The sequence below is a fragment of the Streptomyces parvus genome, assembly GCF_014648875.1.
Lineage (GTDB): Bacteria > Actinomycetota > Actinomycetes > Streptomycetales > Streptomycetaceae > Streptomyces > Streptomyces parvus.
Genome location: NZ_BMRY01000003.1, coordinates 523,994 through 538,591 on the forward strand (window position 1 = coordinate 523,994; position 14,598 = coordinate 538,591).

Below are 14,598 nucleotides of genomic sequence, written 5' to 3' on the forward strand. Positions count from 1 at the left end.
CCGCCAGTAGGGTCGTCGGGTGAGCAGGAGCGAAGAGAACGTCAGGCTGACCGTCGGCGCTGCCGAGTTGACCGTCGACCCCGTGCGCGGCTGCCGGATCAGCAGCCTGCGGATCGGGTCCACCGAACTGCTCCGCCAGGGCGATCGGTACGGCTGTTTCCCGATGGTCCCCTGGTGCGGGCGTACGGGGTACGGGCAGTTCCGCAACGGCGACGAGCTCCACGAGCTGCCGCTGAACTCCCCGCCGCACGCCATCCACGGCACCGGCCGGGACACCACCTGGCACCCCGCGTACACGGCCGCCGACCTGGCCGAGGGCCGGGCGGCCTTCTACTACGACCTCGCGAAGCCCTGGCCGTACGAGGGCCGGGTGACGCAGACCTTCGAGCTGACCGAGGACACGCTGACGCTGGGCCTCGCCGTCGAGACGTACGGCGACTCCTTCCCGGCGCAGGCGGGCTGGCACCCCTGGTTCCTCCGCACCCTCGACGGGCGGGACGCCGAGCTCTCCTTCGATGCCGCGTGGCAGGAGGAGCGGGGCGGGGACCATCTGCCGACCGGGCGGCGTATCGACCCGCGGCCCGGCCCGTGGGACGACTGCTTCGGTATGCCGGACGGCGTGGACGTGAAGCTCACCTGGCCGGAGCGGCTGGAGCTGACGGTGAAGAGCCGCAGCGAATGGGTCGTGATCTACGACGAGCAGGACGAGGCCGTCTGCGTGGAACCGCAGTCCGGTCCGCCGAACGGGCTGAACACCGCGCCCCGCCTGGTCACCCCGATCGACCCGCTGGAGATGACCACGACCTGGAGCTGGACGCGGCTCTGAGCCGGGCGCAGCTCCAGGTCGGCCCGGCTCTGAGCCGGTGTCCGGCGGTGGCCCGGGCATGGGCCCGGTCGGCACCGCTTACCCTCGTGGACATGACTGACGTACGCGCTGACCTGCTCCAGCAGATCAAGGACAAGGCCGTGGTGCACGGCAAGGTGACCCTCTCCTCGGGTCTGGAAGCCGACTGGTACATCGACCTGCGCCGGATCACGCTGGACGGCAAGGCCGCGCCGCTGGTCGGACAGGTCATGCTCGACGCCACCGCCGAGCTGGACTACGACTGCGTCGGCGGGCTGACGCTCGGCGCCGACCCGGTCGCCACCTCGATGCTGCACGCCTCCGCCGCCCGCGGTAAGAGCCTGGACGCGTTCGTCGTCCGCAAGGCGCAGAAGGCGCACGGGATGCAGCGCCGCATCGAGGGCACGGACGTCAAGGGCCGCCGCTGCCTGGTCGTCGAGGACACCTCGACCACCGGCGGCTCGCCGCTCACCGCCGTCGAGGCGGTCCGTGAGGCCGGTGGCGAGGTCGTCGCCGTCGCGGTGATCGTCGAGCGCGGGGCCGCCCCGGCCATCGCCGAGGCCGGTCTGCCGTACGTCCACGTCTACTCGGTGGCCGACCTCGACCTGGGCTGAACCCTCCCCGGACCCGGTTTCACGTGAAACCGGGTCCGCCGGGTGGAGCCGGAGGGCAAGTCTGGGAAGATGGGGGCGACGATGACGTCGCCCCCAGGTCAGGGACTCACAGCCTGCACACCCGCACATCCCAAGGAGCGGTCAGATGCCCATCGCAACCCCCGAGGCTTACGCCGAGATGCTCGACCGGGCAAAGGCGGGCAAGTTCGCCTACCCGGCCATCAACGTGACCTCGTCCCAGACCCTGCACGCCGCCCTGCGCGGCTTCGCGGAGGCCGAGAGCGACGGCATCGTCCAGATCTCCACCGGTGGTGCGGAGTTCCTGGGCGGCCAGCACAACAAGGACATGGTCACGGGCGCGGTCGCCCTGGCCGAGTTCGCCCACATCGTCGCCGCGAAGTACGACGTCACCATCGCGCTGCACACCGACCACTGCCCCAAGGACAAGCTGGACGGGTACGTACGTCCGCTGCTCGACGTCTCCGCCGAGCGCGTCGCCAAGGGTCTGAACCCGCTGTTCCAGTCCCACATGTGGGACGGTTCGGCCGAGACCCTCGCCGACAACCTGGCCATCGGCCAGGAGCTGCTGGCCAAGGCCGCCGCCGCCAAGATCATCCTTGAGGTCGAGATCACCCCGACCGGTGGCGAGGAGGACGGCGTCACGCACGAGATCAACGACGAGCTGTACACGACCGTCGACGACGCGCTGCGTACCGCCGAGGCGCTCGGCCTGGGCGAGAAGGGCCGCTACCTGCTGGCCGCCTCCTTCGGCAACGTCCACGGCGTCTACAAGCCGGGCAACGTCGTGCTCCGCCCGGAGCTGCTGAAGGACCTCCAGGCGGGCGTCTCCGAGAAGTACGGCAAGCCGGCCGGCAGCCAGCCGTTCGACTTCGTCTTCCACGGCGGCTCGGGCTCCACCGCCGAGGAGATCGCCACCGCGCTGGAGAACGGCGTCGTGAAGATGAACCTCGACACCGACACCCAGTACGCCTTCACCCGCCCGGTCGCGGACCACATGTTCCGCAACTACGACGGTGTCCTGAAGGTCGACGGCGAGGTCGGCAACAAGAAGACCTACGACCCCCGCACCTGGGGCAAGCTCGCCGAGGCCGGTATGGCCGCGCGCGTCACCGAGGCCTGCGCGAACCTGCGCTCCACGGGCACGAAGCTGAAGTAGTCACCCGTCCGCACGGACGGTACGGACATACGGTGCCGGGCCCGGTCCTCCTCGGAGGGCCGGGCCCGTTGCCGTGCCGGAGCTCGGAGTAGAGAGAGAAGGACCTGTTCATGGGCGCGCCCTACGATTTCGATACCGCCGTCGACCGCCGGGGCACCTGGTGCGTCCAGTGGGACGGGGTCGCCGACAGGTTCGGCGTCGACGGCCTGCTGCCGTTCACCATCTCCGACATGGACTTCGCCACCGCCCCCGAGGTCCTGGCCGCGCTCCGGGCCCGCCTGGACCACGGGGTGTTCGGCTACACCACCTGGTGGCAGGACGACTTCCGCTCGGCGATAGCCCACTGGTACGCCACCCGGTACGGCACCGAGGTCGACACCGGGCAGCTCGTCTACGGGCCGTCCGTGCTCAGCCAGCTCTCCCAGCTGCTCCAGATGTGGACGGGCGAGGGGGACGGTGTCGTCGTCCACACCCCGGTGTACGACGGGTTCCGCAAGGCGATCACCGGGCTCGGGCGGGAGTTGCGCGGGGTGCCGGTGGGGGACGAGGAGGCGCTGGAGCGGGAGCTGGCCCGTCCGGACGCGAAGGTGCTGGTGCTGTGCTCGCCCCACAACCCGACCGGCCGGGTGTGGACGGCCGACGAGCTGACCCGGACGGCGGCGCTCGCCGAGCGGTACGGGGTCGCGGTGATCAGCGACGAGATCCACGCGGACTTCGTGCACGACGACGGTGCGGGGCGCGTCCATGTGCCGTGGACACGGGTGGCGGGCGAGGGCCGGTGGGCGCTGATCACCTCCGGGTCGAAGGCGTTCAACTTTCCGGCGCTGACCGGGTCGTACGGGTTCATCGGGGACCCGGCCGACCGGACGGAGTTCCTGCGCCGGATGGAGACGGCGGAGGGGCTGGCGTCACCGGCGGTCCTGTCGCTGACCGCGCACATCGCTGCGTACCGGGAGGGGGCGGCGTGGCTGGACGCGGTGCGGGGGTATGTGGCGGGGAACCTGGGTCACGTGGCCGAGCGGCTGGGGGCCGCCTTCCCCGAGCTGGGGTGGGTGCCGCCGCAGGCCGGATACCTGGCGTGGATCGACCTGCGGCCGCTGGGGGTGGAGGAGTCCGCGTTGCAGCGGGTGCTGGTGGAGCGGGAGCGGGTGGCGATCATGGGGGGTTCTGTCTACGGCGCGCCGGGGTTCGTGCGGCTGAATGTGGGGTGTCCCCGGGAGAAGGTGGAGTTGGGGGTGGAGGCGCTGGTGCGGGCTGTGGAGAGCCTGAGAACAAGCCCCTCCGGCGATTGAGGAGCGGGGGTGCGGGGGCAGCGCCCCCGTGACGGCGCGGTGTGCGGGCTCTTGGCTCGTGGGCGGGCCTTCCGGGGGCTTGAAGTGCGGGCTCTTGGCTCGTGCGGGCATTCGGGGGCTTGAAGTGCGGGCTCCTGCCTCGTGGGCGGGCACTCGGGGGCTCCTCAATCGCCGGAGAGGCTTGAATGGGGCACGCTGGCCCCATGGCTGCTGCTGGCTCCGCCCCCGGCGAGATCCGGGTCGCCTCGCCCGCCGGGCGCTGGGTCGTGCTGACCACCGTGCTCGGGTCCGGCATGGCGATGCTCGACTCGACCGTCATCAACGTCGCCCTGCCCCGCATCGGCGAGGATCTCGGCACCGACATGGCCGCCCTCCAGTGGACCACCAACGCCTACATGCTCACGCTCGCCGGGCTGATCCTCCTCGGCGGGGCGCTCGGGGACCGGTACGGGCGGCGGCGGGTGTTCCTGGTGGGGGTGGTGTGGTTCGCCGCCGCCTCGCTGCTCTGCGGCATCGCGCCGAACGCGGGCGTCCTCATCGCCGCCCGGGCGCTCCAGGGCGTCGGCGGGGCGCTCCTCACGCCGGGGTCCCTCGCGCTCATCCAGGCCGGTTTCCATCCGGACGACCGGGCGCGGGCCGTGGGGCTCTGGTCCGGGTTCGGCGGGGTCGGGGCGGCCGTCGGACCGTTCGTGGGCGGGTGGCTCGTCGACGGGCCCGGATGGCGCTGGGTGTTCCTGCTGAATCTGCCGCTCGCCGCGATCTGCGTGCCCGTCGCGCTCCGCCACGTACCGGAGTCGCGGGATCCGGCGGCGCACGGCCGCTTCGACGTGCTGGGGGCCGCCCTCGGGGCCCTGGCGCTGGCCGGGGTGACGTACGCGCTGATCGAGGCCCCGGAGCAGGGCGCATCGCCGCTCGTGATCGGGGCGGCGCTCGGCGGGCTGGTCCTCGGAGCGGCGTTCGTCCTCGTCGAGCGGCGGCGGGCGGACCCCATGCTGCCGCCGTCGATCTTCCGCTCCCGGCTCTTCACCTCGGTCAATCTGGTGACCTTCTGCGTCTACGCGGCCCTCGGCGGCTTCTTCTTCCTCTCCGCGATCCAGCTCCAGGTCGTCGCCGGGTACTCCGCGCTGGGGGCCGGTACCGCGCTGCTGCCCACCACCGTGCTGATGCTGCTCTTCTCCGCCCAGGCCGGTGAGCTGGGGCGGCGCATCGGGCCCCGCATCCCGCTCACCGTGGGGCCGCTGCTGGCCGCCGCCGGGATGCTCCTGATGCTGCGGGTCGGGCCGGACAGCGCCTCCTTCGGCGGGTACGTCACCGAGGTGCTGCCCGCCGTCCTGGTGCTCGGCGCCGGGCTCGTCGTGGTCGTCGCGCCGCTCACCGCGACCGTCCTGGCCGCCGTGGACACCGGGCGGGCCGGTCTGGCCAGCGGCATCAACAACGCCGCCGCCCGGGCCGCCGGGCTCATCGCGGTGGCCGCCCTGCCGCTGCTCGCCGGGATGGGGCCCGAGGCGTACCGGGACGCGGGCGAGTTCGCCACGACCTTCCGGCGGGCGATGCCGATGTGCGCGGGGCTGCTGGTGGCGGGCGCGCTCCTCGCCTGGTGGACGGTGCGTACCCCGGCCGCGACCACCGCCGTCCGGAGTGAGCGGCCCGAGTGCGCGGTGCACTGCGGGGTCGTCGCCCCGCCGCTGGAGCCGGAGCGGCGGGAGGGGTGAGACCCCGCCCGGGGCTCGCGAGCCCGACATGATCCGGACGAAAGGCCCGTGGTCCCGCCGGGACGTGACGGCAGGCACACTTGAACCATGTCCATCCACGAGAACCTGCTCGGGGGCCCCGCCCCGACCCACCTCCCCGACGACCCCGAGCCGCGTGAGCTGCTCGCCGCCGGCACCCCGCCCGCCGAGGTCGCCGCGAAGTACCCCACCTCCTCGCTCGCCTGGGCGCAGCTCGCCGACGAGGCGTACGAGGGCGGCCGGGTCGTCGAGTCGTACGCGTACGCCCGTACCGGCTACCACCGCGGCCTCGACTCCCTGCGCCGGGCCGGCTGGAAGGGCCACGGGCCCGTCCCGTTCGAGCACGAGCCGAACCGCGGCTTCCTGCGCGCCCTGCACGCCCTGGCCCGGGCCGCCGGGTCGATCGGGGAGACCGAGGAGCACGAGCGCTGCACCACGTTCCTGCGCGACTCCTCGCCGACCGCCGCCGACATCCTGAGCTGACCTTCTCGGCCCTCCCCGCCCCAGCACGACGGGCGGGGAGCGGCTTAGTATGCGAGCAGGGGACCGGAGCTCCACCACCTCACGGAAGGGGCGGACCGCTACCCGGAAGCTCGTGTCGAGGAGACAGAAATGTCGACCAACCACCCCGACCCCGAAGCCACCGGTGCGGACACCCCGTACCTGGACTTCGCGGGAACGACTCCGTACGAGGACTACGTCCAGGCGGATGTCCTGACCCACCTCCAGCACCTGCGCTCGGACGATCCCGGCGAGATGGTCTTCCTGGTCACCACCCAGGTCATGGAGCTGTGGTTCACCGTCATCGTCCATGAGTGGGAGACGGCCACCCGCGCCCTGCGCGAGGACCGCATACCCGTCGCGCGCGATGCCCTGAAGCGTTCGCTCCGCGAGCTGGAGGCGCTCAACGAGTCCTGGCGGCCGCTGGCCGGACTCACCCCCGCCCAGTTCAACTCCTACCGGAGCTCCCTCGGCGAGGGGTCCGGGTTCCAGTCCGCGATGTACCGGCGGATGGAGTTCCTGCTCGGCGACAAGTCCGCCTCCATGCTGGTGCCGCACCGGGGCGCGCCCCGCGTGTACGCGGAGCTGGAGAAGGCGCTCGGGGAGCCCAGCCTGTACGACGAGACCCTCGCCCTGCTGGCCCGGCGCGGGTACGCCATTCCCGAGGCCGTCACCACCCGGGACCTCACCAAGCGGTACGAGCCGTCGCCCGAGGTCGAGGCCGTGTGGGCGGAGATCTACGCCTCCGACGACCAGAACGACGAGCTGGTCCGCCTCGGTGAGCTGCTCACCGACGTCGGCGAGCTGGTGTGGCGCTGGCGCAACGACCACCTGGTCGCCACCCGTCGCGCGATGGGCTCCAAGACCGGCACCGGCGGTTCCGCCGGGGTCGCCTGGCTGGAGAAGCGCGCCACGAAGAACGTGTTCCCCGAGCTGTGGACGGCGCGCAGCCATGTCTGAGACCACGAACACGAACACGAACACGACCGCGTCCGCGACCACGACGGAAGCCCTCCGCGAGCGGGCGCTGAAGCTCGACGCCGCCGATCAGCTGGCCGACCGCCGCGAACTCTTCGCGCTCGACGACGGCGTCTACCTCGACGGCAACTCGCTCGGCGCGCTGCCCGCCCACGTCCCCGCCCGTGTGCAGGACGTCCTCACCCGCCAGTGGGGCGAGCTGCGCATCCGGTCCTGGGAGGAGAGCGGCTGGTGGACCGCGCCCGAGCGGGTCGGCGACCGGATCGCCCCGCTCGTCGGGGCCGCCGCCGGGCAGATCGTCGTCGGTGACTCGACCAGCGTGAACGTCTTCAAGGCCGTCGTCGCCGCGGCCCGCATCGCGGGCGAGGGACGCGACGAGATCCTGGTTGACGCGACGACCTTTCCCACGGACGGGTACATCGCGGCGTCCGCCGCCCGGCTCACCGGCCACCGGATCGTGCCCGTCGCCCCCGCCGACGTACCGGCCGCGCTCGGTCCCCGTACCGCCGTGGTCCTGCTCAACCAGGTCGACTACCGCTCCGGCCGGCTGCACGATCTGCCGGGGCTGACCGCCGCCGTCCACGCGGCGGGCGCGGTCGCGGTGTGGGACCTCTGCCACAGCGCCGGCGCGCTGCCCGTCGGGCTCGACGAGCACGGGGTGGACCTGGCCGTCGGCTGTACGTACAAGTACCTCAACGGCGGCCCCGGTTCGCCCGCGTACCTGTACGTCGCCGAGCGCCACCAGGCCGCCTTCGACTCGCCGCTGCCGGGCTGGAACTCGCACGCCGACCCGTTCGGCATGACCCCCGACTACGCCCCGGCGGACGGTTCCGCACGGGGCCGGGTCGGCACCCCCGACATCGTGTCCATGCTGACGCTGGAAGCGGCGCTCGACGCGTGGGACGGGGTGGAGGTGGACGCCGTACGGGCGAAGTCCCTCGCGCTGACGGACTTCTTCCTGGAGTGCGTGGAGGCGTACGTCCCGGCGGGCCGGGTCACCTCCGTCACCCCGGCCGCGCACGCCGAACGCGGCAGCCAGGTCGCCCTGCGCTGCGACGACGCCGAGTCCGTGATGCGCCGCCTCATCGAGCGGGGCGTCGTCGGCGATCTGCGGCGGCCGGACGTGCTGCGGTTCGGTTTCACCCCGCTGTACGTCGGATTCGCCGACGCGGAACGGGCGGCGCGGGTTCTGGCCGAGGTGCTGGCGGAGACCGCGGGCGCCTGACAGCGCGTCAACAGGGGTTCGGGCGGGCGGGGACGGTGCCGAGTGCTGGTACCGTCCCCGCAGGTCAACCCAGTTGGGCACCTGACGCAGGCACAGAACACAGGCACAGGACACAGGCACAGAGCACTGGCGCGGAGCACAGGCACTGGCACAGAGCACTGGCGCGGAGCACAGGCACTGGCACTGGCACAGGCCACGGGCAGAGGACGGTTGAGCGGCATGTCGGATTCCCCGGGTTCCCCGGACGCTGCGGCGCGAGCCCGGGACGAGGCGGAGAGCGCGTCGGCGTTCGCCCACCCTCCCGTCGCCCCCGACGCCACCGCCGCCTACGGGGACCACCCCGACCAGGTCGTCGACTTCTACGCCCCGCGCGACGGCCGCACCGCCGCCCCGCTCGTCGTCCTCCTGCACGGCGGCGCCTGGCGGGCCCCGTACGACCGGGCCCATGTCTCCCCGCTCGCGGACTTCCTGGCCCGCCGGGGCTTCGCCGTGGCCAACGTGGAGTACCGGCGCGGCGGCGACGACATCCCGCAGCAGCGCGGCGGTGAGGAGAGCGCCGGGGCCGCCGGTGCGGGCCCGGTCGCGGGGCGCTGGCCGGAGACCTTCGACGACGTGGCCGCGGCCTTGGACGCGATGCCCGTGCTGGCCGACCGCGCGCTGCCGGACGCCGATGTGCGGCGGATCGTGGTCACCGGGCACTCCGCGGGCGGGCATCTCGCGCTCTGGGCAGCGGCGCGGCACGTCCTGCCCGAGGGCTCGCCGTGGCGGCTGCCCGCCCCGCCGCCGCTGCGCGGGGTCGTCGCCCTGGCCCCGATCGCGGACTTCGCGGCGGCGGTGGGCCTCGGGGTGTGCGGCGGTGCGGTCACGCAGCTCCTGGGCGGGGAGGCCTCATTCGCGGACCGGGCGGCGCACGCCGACCCCGGGGTGCTGCTGCCGACCGGGATCGCCACCGCGATCGTGCAGGGCGTCGAGGACATCGTCGTACCCAAGGCCGTCTCCGAGGCGTACGTCGACGCGGCGGGCAAGGCCGGCGAGACGGTCGGGCTGACGCTGCTCGGCGGCGTCGGGCACTTCCCGCTGATCGATCCGGCCGCCGACGCCTGCGCCGTCGTCGCCGAGGAGATCACCCAGCTCGCCTGGTGAATTCTCCGCCTGAATGGTCCGCCCGAATTCCCTGCCCGAGTTCCCTGTCGGACGGGGCTGATTGAGGACCGGAGCTGTCCGCAAGGGTTCCTACCTTGGTCGTGTTGCCGCTCAGACGGAGTGGAACCGACGAAGGAGATCCTCATGACGATCCTGGTGACCGGAGCCACGGGAACGGTCGGCCGCCGTGTGGTCGAGCAGCTGCTGGAGCGTGGCGAGCAGGTCCGGGCGCTGACCCGCGACCCGGAGCGGGCGGAGTTCCCGGCGGGGGTCGAGGTCGTCGGCGGCGATCTCACGGACCCGGCGTCGCTGGCTCCCGCGCTGCACGGGGTGACCGGGCTGCACCTCATCACCTTCGGCGGAGAGTACTTCGCCCCGCTGGAGACCGCTGACGAGATCCTCGCCCTGGCCGAGGAGGCGGGTGTGCGGCGGGTGACCGTGCTGCACGGCGGCGGGGAGACCCCGGTGGAGACGGCGGTGCGCGCGAGCGATTTCGCGTGGACGGTCGTGATGCCGGTGGAGTTCATGGCGAACGCTCTGGAGTGGGCGCCCGGCATCCGGAGCGAGGGCGCGGTGCGCGAACCGTTCGTGGACCGGCTGAGCGCGATGGTCCACGAGTCGGACATCGGCGCGGTGGCGGCCGTCGCCCTCACCGAGGACGGGCACGGCGGCCAGGAGTACCTGGTCACCGGCCCGCAGGTGCTGACCGTCCGGGACAAGACGGCGGCCATCGGCGTGGCGCGCGGCGCGGACGTGGAGCTGGTCGAGCTCACCGAGGAGCAGGCGCTGGAGAACTGGCGGGGCCAGGGCATGGGGGAGGACGTGATCGCGTTCCTGATCGATGTCTACCGGGACACCCCGCTGGAGGGCCGGACCGTCTCCGGCACGGTGGAGAAGGTCACCGGGCGGCCTGCGCGGACGTTCGCGCAGTGGGCCGAGGAGCACGCGGAGCACTTCCGTACGGAGGCCTGACCGGGCCCCCGGGGCGGTGCGGGGGAGGCGGGTAGTCCTTGAGGGGGACGCCCGGGGATCCGTAGCGATGGTGACGACCCGCCGTCCGCCGCCGCCTACCGTGGAAGCGTGACCGAGACCCAGACGAAGACCAGTAGCCCGGAGTTCCGGGCGGCCGCCGGTGCCTTGGACGGCCTGCGGGAAGACCTCTTCCGCCATGTGTTCGCCTACCGCCCGCTGCCGCCCCTCTCGCCGGAGGGGCGGTTCATACGCCGGTTGCCCGACGGGCTGAAGCGGGCCGTCGTCTGGGCCCCGCACGCGCTGGTGCTGTTCGCCGCCTTCCTCGTGATGATGGCCGGGTTCTCCGAGTGGGAGTACCGCTTCCTGATGGGCGTCGTGCCCGCGATCCCGGTGGCGATGACCCTCATCAGGCCGGTCGCCGCGTTCTGGGCGTCGATGGTGGCCACCGTCTTCTGCGGGGTCCTCGGCAGCGACGGGCTGTGGGGGCCGAGCGCCTTCATGGCCCAGGTGGTGGTCCTGGTGGTCGTGGCCGCGCGGACCCGCCCCCGTACCGCGGCCTGGATGTGGCTGCTGACCCTGTTCTTCGGGATGCTGCTGGAAGGCGGCGACCCGTCGATCACCGCGCCCGTGGTCACCCTCTCCGCCTTCGCGCTGCTCGTCGTCGCCGTGGTCCAGATCCGGCGCGACGCCGAGCGCGAGGTCACCGTGCAGCGCACGGTCACCGCCGTCGAGCGCGACCGGCGCACGCTGCTGGAGGAGCGCACCACCATCGCCAGGGAGCTGCACGACGTGGTCGCCCACCACATGTCGGTCGTCGCGATCCAGGCCGAGGCCGCCCCCTACCGGGTCGAGAACCCGCCGCCCGAGCTGGAGCAGGCCTTCGTCACCATCCGGGAGAACGCCGTGGCCGCCCTCACCGAACTGCGCCGCGTCCTCGGCGTCGTACGGGCGGAGGACTACGAGGCCCCGGACGCCCCGCAGCCCACCCTGGCGGCGCTCGACGGGCTCCTGGACAACGTCCGCGAGACGGGCCTGGAGACGGAGAAGGTGATCACCGGGGCCGTCCGCGAGCTGCCTCAGGGCGTCGAGCTGTCGGCGTACCGGATCGTGCAGGAGGCCCTGAGCAACAGCCTGCGGCACGCACCCGGCGCCTCCGCGAGGGTCGAGCTGGGCTACGTCCTCGGCGGGCTCGGGCTGCGCGTGGTCAACGGACCCCCGCGGGGCCTGGTCAAGCCCTCGCCCGGGGCCGGGCACGGGATCACCGGGATGCGGGAGCGGGTCGCGATGCTGAACGGCGAGATGACGGCCGGGACCACGGACGACGGCGGGTACGAGGTCGCCGTGTTCCTCCCCGTACCGCTGTCCGAGCAGCCGGAGCGCCCCGAGTCAGGGGGCGCGGCCGAGGGCAACGCCGACACCGTCGTCATCGACCGGGACGGCCGGGCATGAGCGACACCGACATCCGGGTCCTGATCGTCGACGACCAGATGATGGTCCGCGAGGGCTTCTCGGTCCTGCTCAACGCGATGCCCGGGATCACCGTCGTGGGCGAGGCGCTGGACGGCCGGCAGGCGCTCGACCAGGTCGCCGCCCTGCGCCCGGACGTCGTCCTGATGGACATCCGCATGCCCGAGATGAACGGCATCGAGGCGACCCGCGAGATCGTCGCCCGGGACGCCGACGCGAAGGTCCTGGTGCTGACGACCTTCGACCTCGACGAGTACGTCTACCAGGCACTGCGGGCCGGGGCCTCGGGCTTCCTCCTCAAGGACGCCTCGGCCCGGCAGCTCGCCGACGGCGTGCGGGTGGTGGCCTCGGGCGAGGCGCTGCTCGCCCCGACGGTCACCCGGCGCCTGATCACCGAGTTCTCCAAACTCGCCGAGACGCCGCGCCCGCCCGCCCTGGCCCGGATCGGGGATCTCACCGAGCGCGAGACGGAGGTGCTCGTCCTCATCGCGCAGGGGCTCTCCAACGCGGAGATCGCCTCGCATCTGATCGTCGCCGAGTCCACGATCAAGACGCATGTGAGCCGCATCCTGGTGAAGCTGGGGCTGCGCGACCGGACGCAGGCGGCGGTGTTCGCGTACGAGGCGCGGCTGGTCACTCCGGGGTAGCCGGACCGTGCCGGACCCCTTGCGGCGGGCGCGGGCGCGGGTAGCGTCGGGCCATGCACGTGTCCTTCGACCCATGGTCGCCCGCGTTCGTCGCCGATCCCTACCCCGCCTACACCGCGCTGCGCGCCGCCGGCCGCGCGCACTGGTTCGAGCCGACGGGGCAGTGGCTGATCCCGCACCACTCCGACGTATCGGCCCTGCTGCGCGACCGGCGGCTCGGGCGTACGTATCTGCACCGCTTCAGCCACGAGGAGTTCGGCCGGACCCCGCCGCCGCCCGAGCACGAGCCGTTCACCACGCTCAACGGGCAGGGCATCCTCGATCTGGAGGCCCCCGACCATCCCCGGATCCGGCGGCTGATCTCCAAGGCGTTCACCCCGCGTACGGTCGAGAACCTCGCCCCGACCGTGCGGCGGCTGGCGGCCGAGCTGGTCGACGCGTTCGTGGCGAAGGGCGGCGGTGACCTGCTGGCGGAGGTCGCGGAGCCGCTGCCGGTCGCCGTCATCGCGGAGATGCTGGGTGTCCCGGAGGCGGACCGGGGGCTGCTGCGGCCCTGGTCGGCGGCGATCTGCGGGATGTTCGAGCTGAACCCGTCGGAGGAGACGGCGGCCGCCGCCGTCCGCGCCTCCGTGGACTTCTCCACGTATCTGCGCGGCCTCATCACCGAGCGGCGGGCGAACCCCGGCGACGACCTGATCTCGGCGCTCATCGCCGCCCACGACGAGGGCGAGCGGCTGACCGAGCAGGAGATGATCTCCACCTGTGTGCTGCTGCTGAACGCGGGCCACGAGGCGACGGTGAACACCACCGTCAACGGCTGGCGGACCCTCTTCCACCACCCGGAGCAGCTGGCCGCCCTGCGCGCCGACCCCGCGCTGCTGCCCACCGCGATCGAGGAGCTGCTGCGCTACGACACCCCGTTGCAGATGTTCGAGCGCTGGGTGCTGGACGACATCGAGATCGACGGCCAGGTGATCGGGCGGGGCGCGGAGGTGGCGCTGCTGTTCGGCTCGGCCAACCGGGACCCGGAGCGGTTCGCGCGCCCGGACGTCCTGGATCTGTCGCGTACGGACAACCCGCACATCACCTTCGGCGCGGGCATCCACTTCTGCCTGGGTGCCCCGCTGGCCCGGCTGGAGCTCGCCGCGTCCTTCGGGGAGCTGCTGCGGAAGGCGCCGGCACTGCGGATGACGGCGGAGCCGGAGTGGCAGCCGGGGTATGTGATCCGGGGGCTGAAGGAGCTGCGGGCGGAGGTGTAGATCTGTCGGCCGGGGGCGCGGGCTCAGCAGGGCGGCCCGCAGTCCTCCAGGGCCTGGGGGGCGCCCAGCACGTCGAAGCCGTATCCGAAGGCGGTGAGGGCGGAGAGGGCGGCGAGCAGTCCCAGCGCGGGGCGCCACCGGCCCCGTACGAGGGAGAAGAGGACCAGGGCCGCGGTCGCCCCGCCGAGAAGCATGACGGGGACGCCCAGCAGGAGGACCCTCGCGGCGGTCTCGCCCTCGAAGGCGCCGGAGAGGCCCCGCCTGCCGTACGGGAACCAGACCGCGATTCCCACGAGGGCGCCGAGCACGGCGGTGGCGAAGCCTGCGGTGCCGGTGACGGCTTCTCTTCGGGTCTCCATGAGCGGGGAGACGCGGGTGGGCGCGGGCGCGGTTCCATTCAAGCCCCTCCGGCGATCGAGGAGCGGGGGCACGGGGGCAGCGCCCCCGAAACAGCGCCCCGAAATCACGTCAGCGGGTACGACTTCCGCCCCGACGCCTCGTCGATCTCGTCGTGCGCCTTGGTCAGCAGTTTCATCGCCAGTTCGTTCAGCGCCCTGGCCCCCGCGATCTCCTCGCCCACCCGCTGCTGGTCGGCGTCCGAGGGATGGCGGCTGGCGTAGCCGTGGGCGCGTACCTCTGTTCCGTCGGAGAGGCGGACGAGCGCCGCCGCGCGCGTGCGGTGGGTGTCCTCCTCGAATTCGAGGTCGATGTGCCATCCGACAGCGATCCTGGTCATGACGGTCACCTCC

15 protein-coding genes are annotated in these 14,598 nt (G+C 72.7%); 13 read left to right on the forward strand and 2 right to left on the reverse strand.

The features are described from left to right. Positions 1 to 19 precede the first annotated feature (19 nt). The 13 genes from IE140_RS12685 (at position 20) to IE140_RS12745 (ending at position 13,849) form a co-directional block, all read left to right on the forward strand. On the forward strand, positions 20 to 826 hold the full coding sequence (locus IE140_RS12685) for an aldose epimerase family protein (protein ID WP_150194559.1): 807 nt from the start codon (positions 20 to 22) through the stop codon (positions 824 to 826). Between the two features lie 92 nt (positions 827 to 918). Then, positions 919 to 1,458 (forward strand): orotate phosphoribosyltransferase, encoded by a 540-nt coding sequence (gene pyrE, locus IE140_RS12690; protein ID WP_010063206.1) that lies wholly within the window; start codon positions 919 to 921, stop codon positions 1,456 to 1,458. Positions 1,459 to 1,603: 145 nt separating this feature from the next. Continuing rightward, complete coding sequence (gene fbaA, locus IE140_RS12695) at positions 1,604 to 2,635, forward strand: class II fructose-bisphosphate aldolase (RefSeq protein WP_093438664.1); 1,032 nt, start codon at positions 1,604 to 1,606, stop codon at positions 2,633 to 2,635. Between the two features lie 110 nt (positions 2,636 to 2,745). Beyond that, positions 2,746 to 3,927 carry a MalY/PatB family protein gene (locus tag IE140_RS12700; RefSeq protein WP_150194562.1) on the forward strand — a complete coding sequence of 394 codons (1,182 nt, stop codon included), beginning with the start codon at positions 2,746 to 2,748 and terminating at the stop codon, positions 3,925 to 3,927. Positions 3,928 to 4,130: 203 nt separating this feature from the next. Beyond that, positions 4,131 to 5,639, forward strand: coding sequence for a DHA2 family efflux MFS transporter permease subunit (locus IE140_RS12705; RefSeq protein ID WP_109179443.1), 1,509 nt, complete (start codon positions 4,131 to 4,133; stop codon positions 5,637 to 5,639). A gap of 87 nt (positions 5,640 to 5,726) precedes the next feature. Continuing rightward, the gene (locus IE140_RS12710) at positions 5,727 to 6,140 is read left to right on the forward strand and encodes a DUF3151 domain-containing protein (protein ID WP_093435573.1); all 414 of its coding nucleotides are present in this window, start codon (positions 5,727 to 5,729) and stop codon (positions 6,138 to 6,140) included. A gap of 129 nt (positions 6,141 to 6,269) precedes the next feature. Beyond that, on the forward strand, positions 6,270 to 7,118 hold the full coding sequence (locus tag IE140_RS12715; RefSeq protein ID WP_032776769.1) for a tryptophan 2,3-dioxygenase family protein: 849 nt from the start codon (positions 6,270 to 6,272) through the stop codon (positions 7,116 to 7,118). After that, the gene (kynU, locus tag IE140_RS12720; protein ID WP_150194564.1) at positions 7,111 to 8,361 is read left to right on the forward strand and encodes a kynureninase; all 1,251 of its coding nucleotides are present in this window, start codon (positions 7,111 to 7,113) and stop codon (positions 8,359 to 8,361) included. Before IE140_RS12715 ends, kynU begins: the two co-directional genes overlap by 8 nt. A 219-nt stretch (positions 8,362 to 8,580) precedes the next feature. Next, positions 8,581 to 9,504 (forward strand): alpha/beta hydrolase family protein, encoded by a 924-nt coding sequence (locus tag IE140_RS12725; protein ID WP_150194566.1) that lies wholly within the window; start codon positions 8,581 to 8,583, stop codon positions 9,502 to 9,504. Positions 9,505 to 9,648: 144 nt separating this feature from the next. Continuing rightward, positions 9,649 to 10,476, forward strand: a complete 828-nt coding sequence (locus IE140_RS12730) for an NAD(P)H-binding protein (RefSeq protein WP_150194568.1) — start codon at positions 9,649 to 9,651, stop codon at positions 10,474 to 10,476. Between the two features lie 108 nt (positions 10,477 to 10,584). After that, positions 10,585 to 11,925, forward strand: a complete 1,341-nt coding sequence (locus tag IE140_RS12735; RefSeq protein ID WP_093435586.1) for a sensor histidine kinase — start codon at positions 10,585 to 10,587, stop codon at positions 11,923 to 11,925. Further along, a complete protein-coding gene (locus IE140_RS12740; protein WP_006126329.1) occupies positions 11,922 to 12,590 on the forward strand; it encodes a response regulator in 669 nt (222 codons plus the stop codon). The genes IE140_RS12735 and IE140_RS12740 overlap by 4 nt, the downstream gene beginning before the upstream one ends. A 53-nt stretch (positions 12,591 to 12,643) precedes the next feature. Continuing rightward, entirely contained in the window at positions 12,644 to 13,849 is a 1,206-nt protein-coding gene (locus IE140_RS12745) for a cytochrome P450 (RefSeq protein ID WP_032776773.1), read from the forward strand. Positions 13,850 to 13,872: 23 nt separating this feature from the next. On the opposite strand, the gene IE140_RS12750 is transcribed toward IE140_RS12745, so the two are convergent. Then, complete coding sequence (locus IE140_RS12750) at positions 13,873 to 14,208, reverse strand: hypothetical protein (protein WP_150194591.1); 336 nt, start codon at positions 14,206 to 14,208, stop codon at positions 13,873 to 13,875. 104 nt (positions 14,209 to 14,312) lie between these two features. Continuing rightward, positions 14,313 to 14,585, reverse strand: coding sequence for a DUF1876 domain-containing protein (locus IE140_RS12755; protein WP_006126332.1), 273 nt, complete (start codon positions 14,583 to 14,585; stop codon positions 14,313 to 14,315). Between the last annotated feature and the right edge of the window lie 13 nt (positions 14,586 to 14,598).

Excerpts from the sequence above, each read along its gene's own strand:
- pyrE (WP_010063206.1), top strand. The coding sequence starts at position 919 with ATGACTGACGTACGCGCTGACCTGCTCCAGCAGATCAAGGACAAGGCC.
- fbaA (WP_093438664.1), top strand. The coding sequence starts at position 1,604 with ATGCCCATCGCAACCCCCGAGGCTTACGCCGAGATGCTCGACCGGGCA.
- IE140_RS12700 (WP_150194562.1), top strand. The coding sequence starts at position 2,746 with ATGGGCGCGCCCTACGATTTCGATACCGCCGTCGACCGCCGGGGCACC.
- IE140_RS12705 (WP_109179443.1), top strand. The coding sequence starts at position 4,131 with ATGGCTGCTGCTGGCTCCGCCCCCGGCGAGATCCGGGTCGCCTCGCCC.
- IE140_RS12710 (WP_093435573.1), top strand. The coding sequence starts at position 5,727 with ATGTCCATCCACGAGAACCTGCTCGGGGGCCCCGCCCCGACCCACCTC.
- IE140_RS12715 (WP_032776769.1), top strand. The coding sequence starts at position 6,270 with ATGTCGACCAACCACCCCGACCCCGAAGCCACCGGTGCGGACACCCCG.
- kynU (WP_150194564.1), top strand. The coding sequence starts at position 7,111 with ATGTCTGAGACCACGAACACGAACACGAACACGACCGCGTCCGCGACC.
- IE140_RS12725 (WP_150194566.1), top strand. The coding sequence starts at position 8,581 with ATGTCGGATTCCCCGGGTTCCCCGGACGCTGCGGCGCGAGCCCGGGAC.
- IE140_RS12730 (WP_150194568.1), top strand. The coding sequence starts at position 9,649 with ATGACGATCCTGGTGACCGGAGCCACGGGAACGGTCGGCCGCCGTGTG.
- IE140_RS12740 (WP_006126329.1), top strand. The coding sequence starts at position 11,922 with ATGAGCGACACCGACATCCGGGTCCTGATCGTCGACGACCAGATGATG.
- IE140_RS12745 (WP_032776773.1), top strand. The coding sequence starts at position 12,644 with ATGCACGTGTCCTTCGACCCATGGTCGCCCGCGTTCGTCGCCGATCCC.
- IE140_RS12750 (WP_150194591.1), bottom strand. The coding sequence starts at position 14,208 with ATGGAGACCCGAAGAGAAGCCGTCACCGGCACCGCAGGCTTCGCCACC.
- IE140_RS12755 (WP_006126332.1), bottom strand. The coding sequence starts at position 14,585 with ATGACCAGGATCGCTGTCGGATGGCACATCGACCTCGAATTCGAGGAG.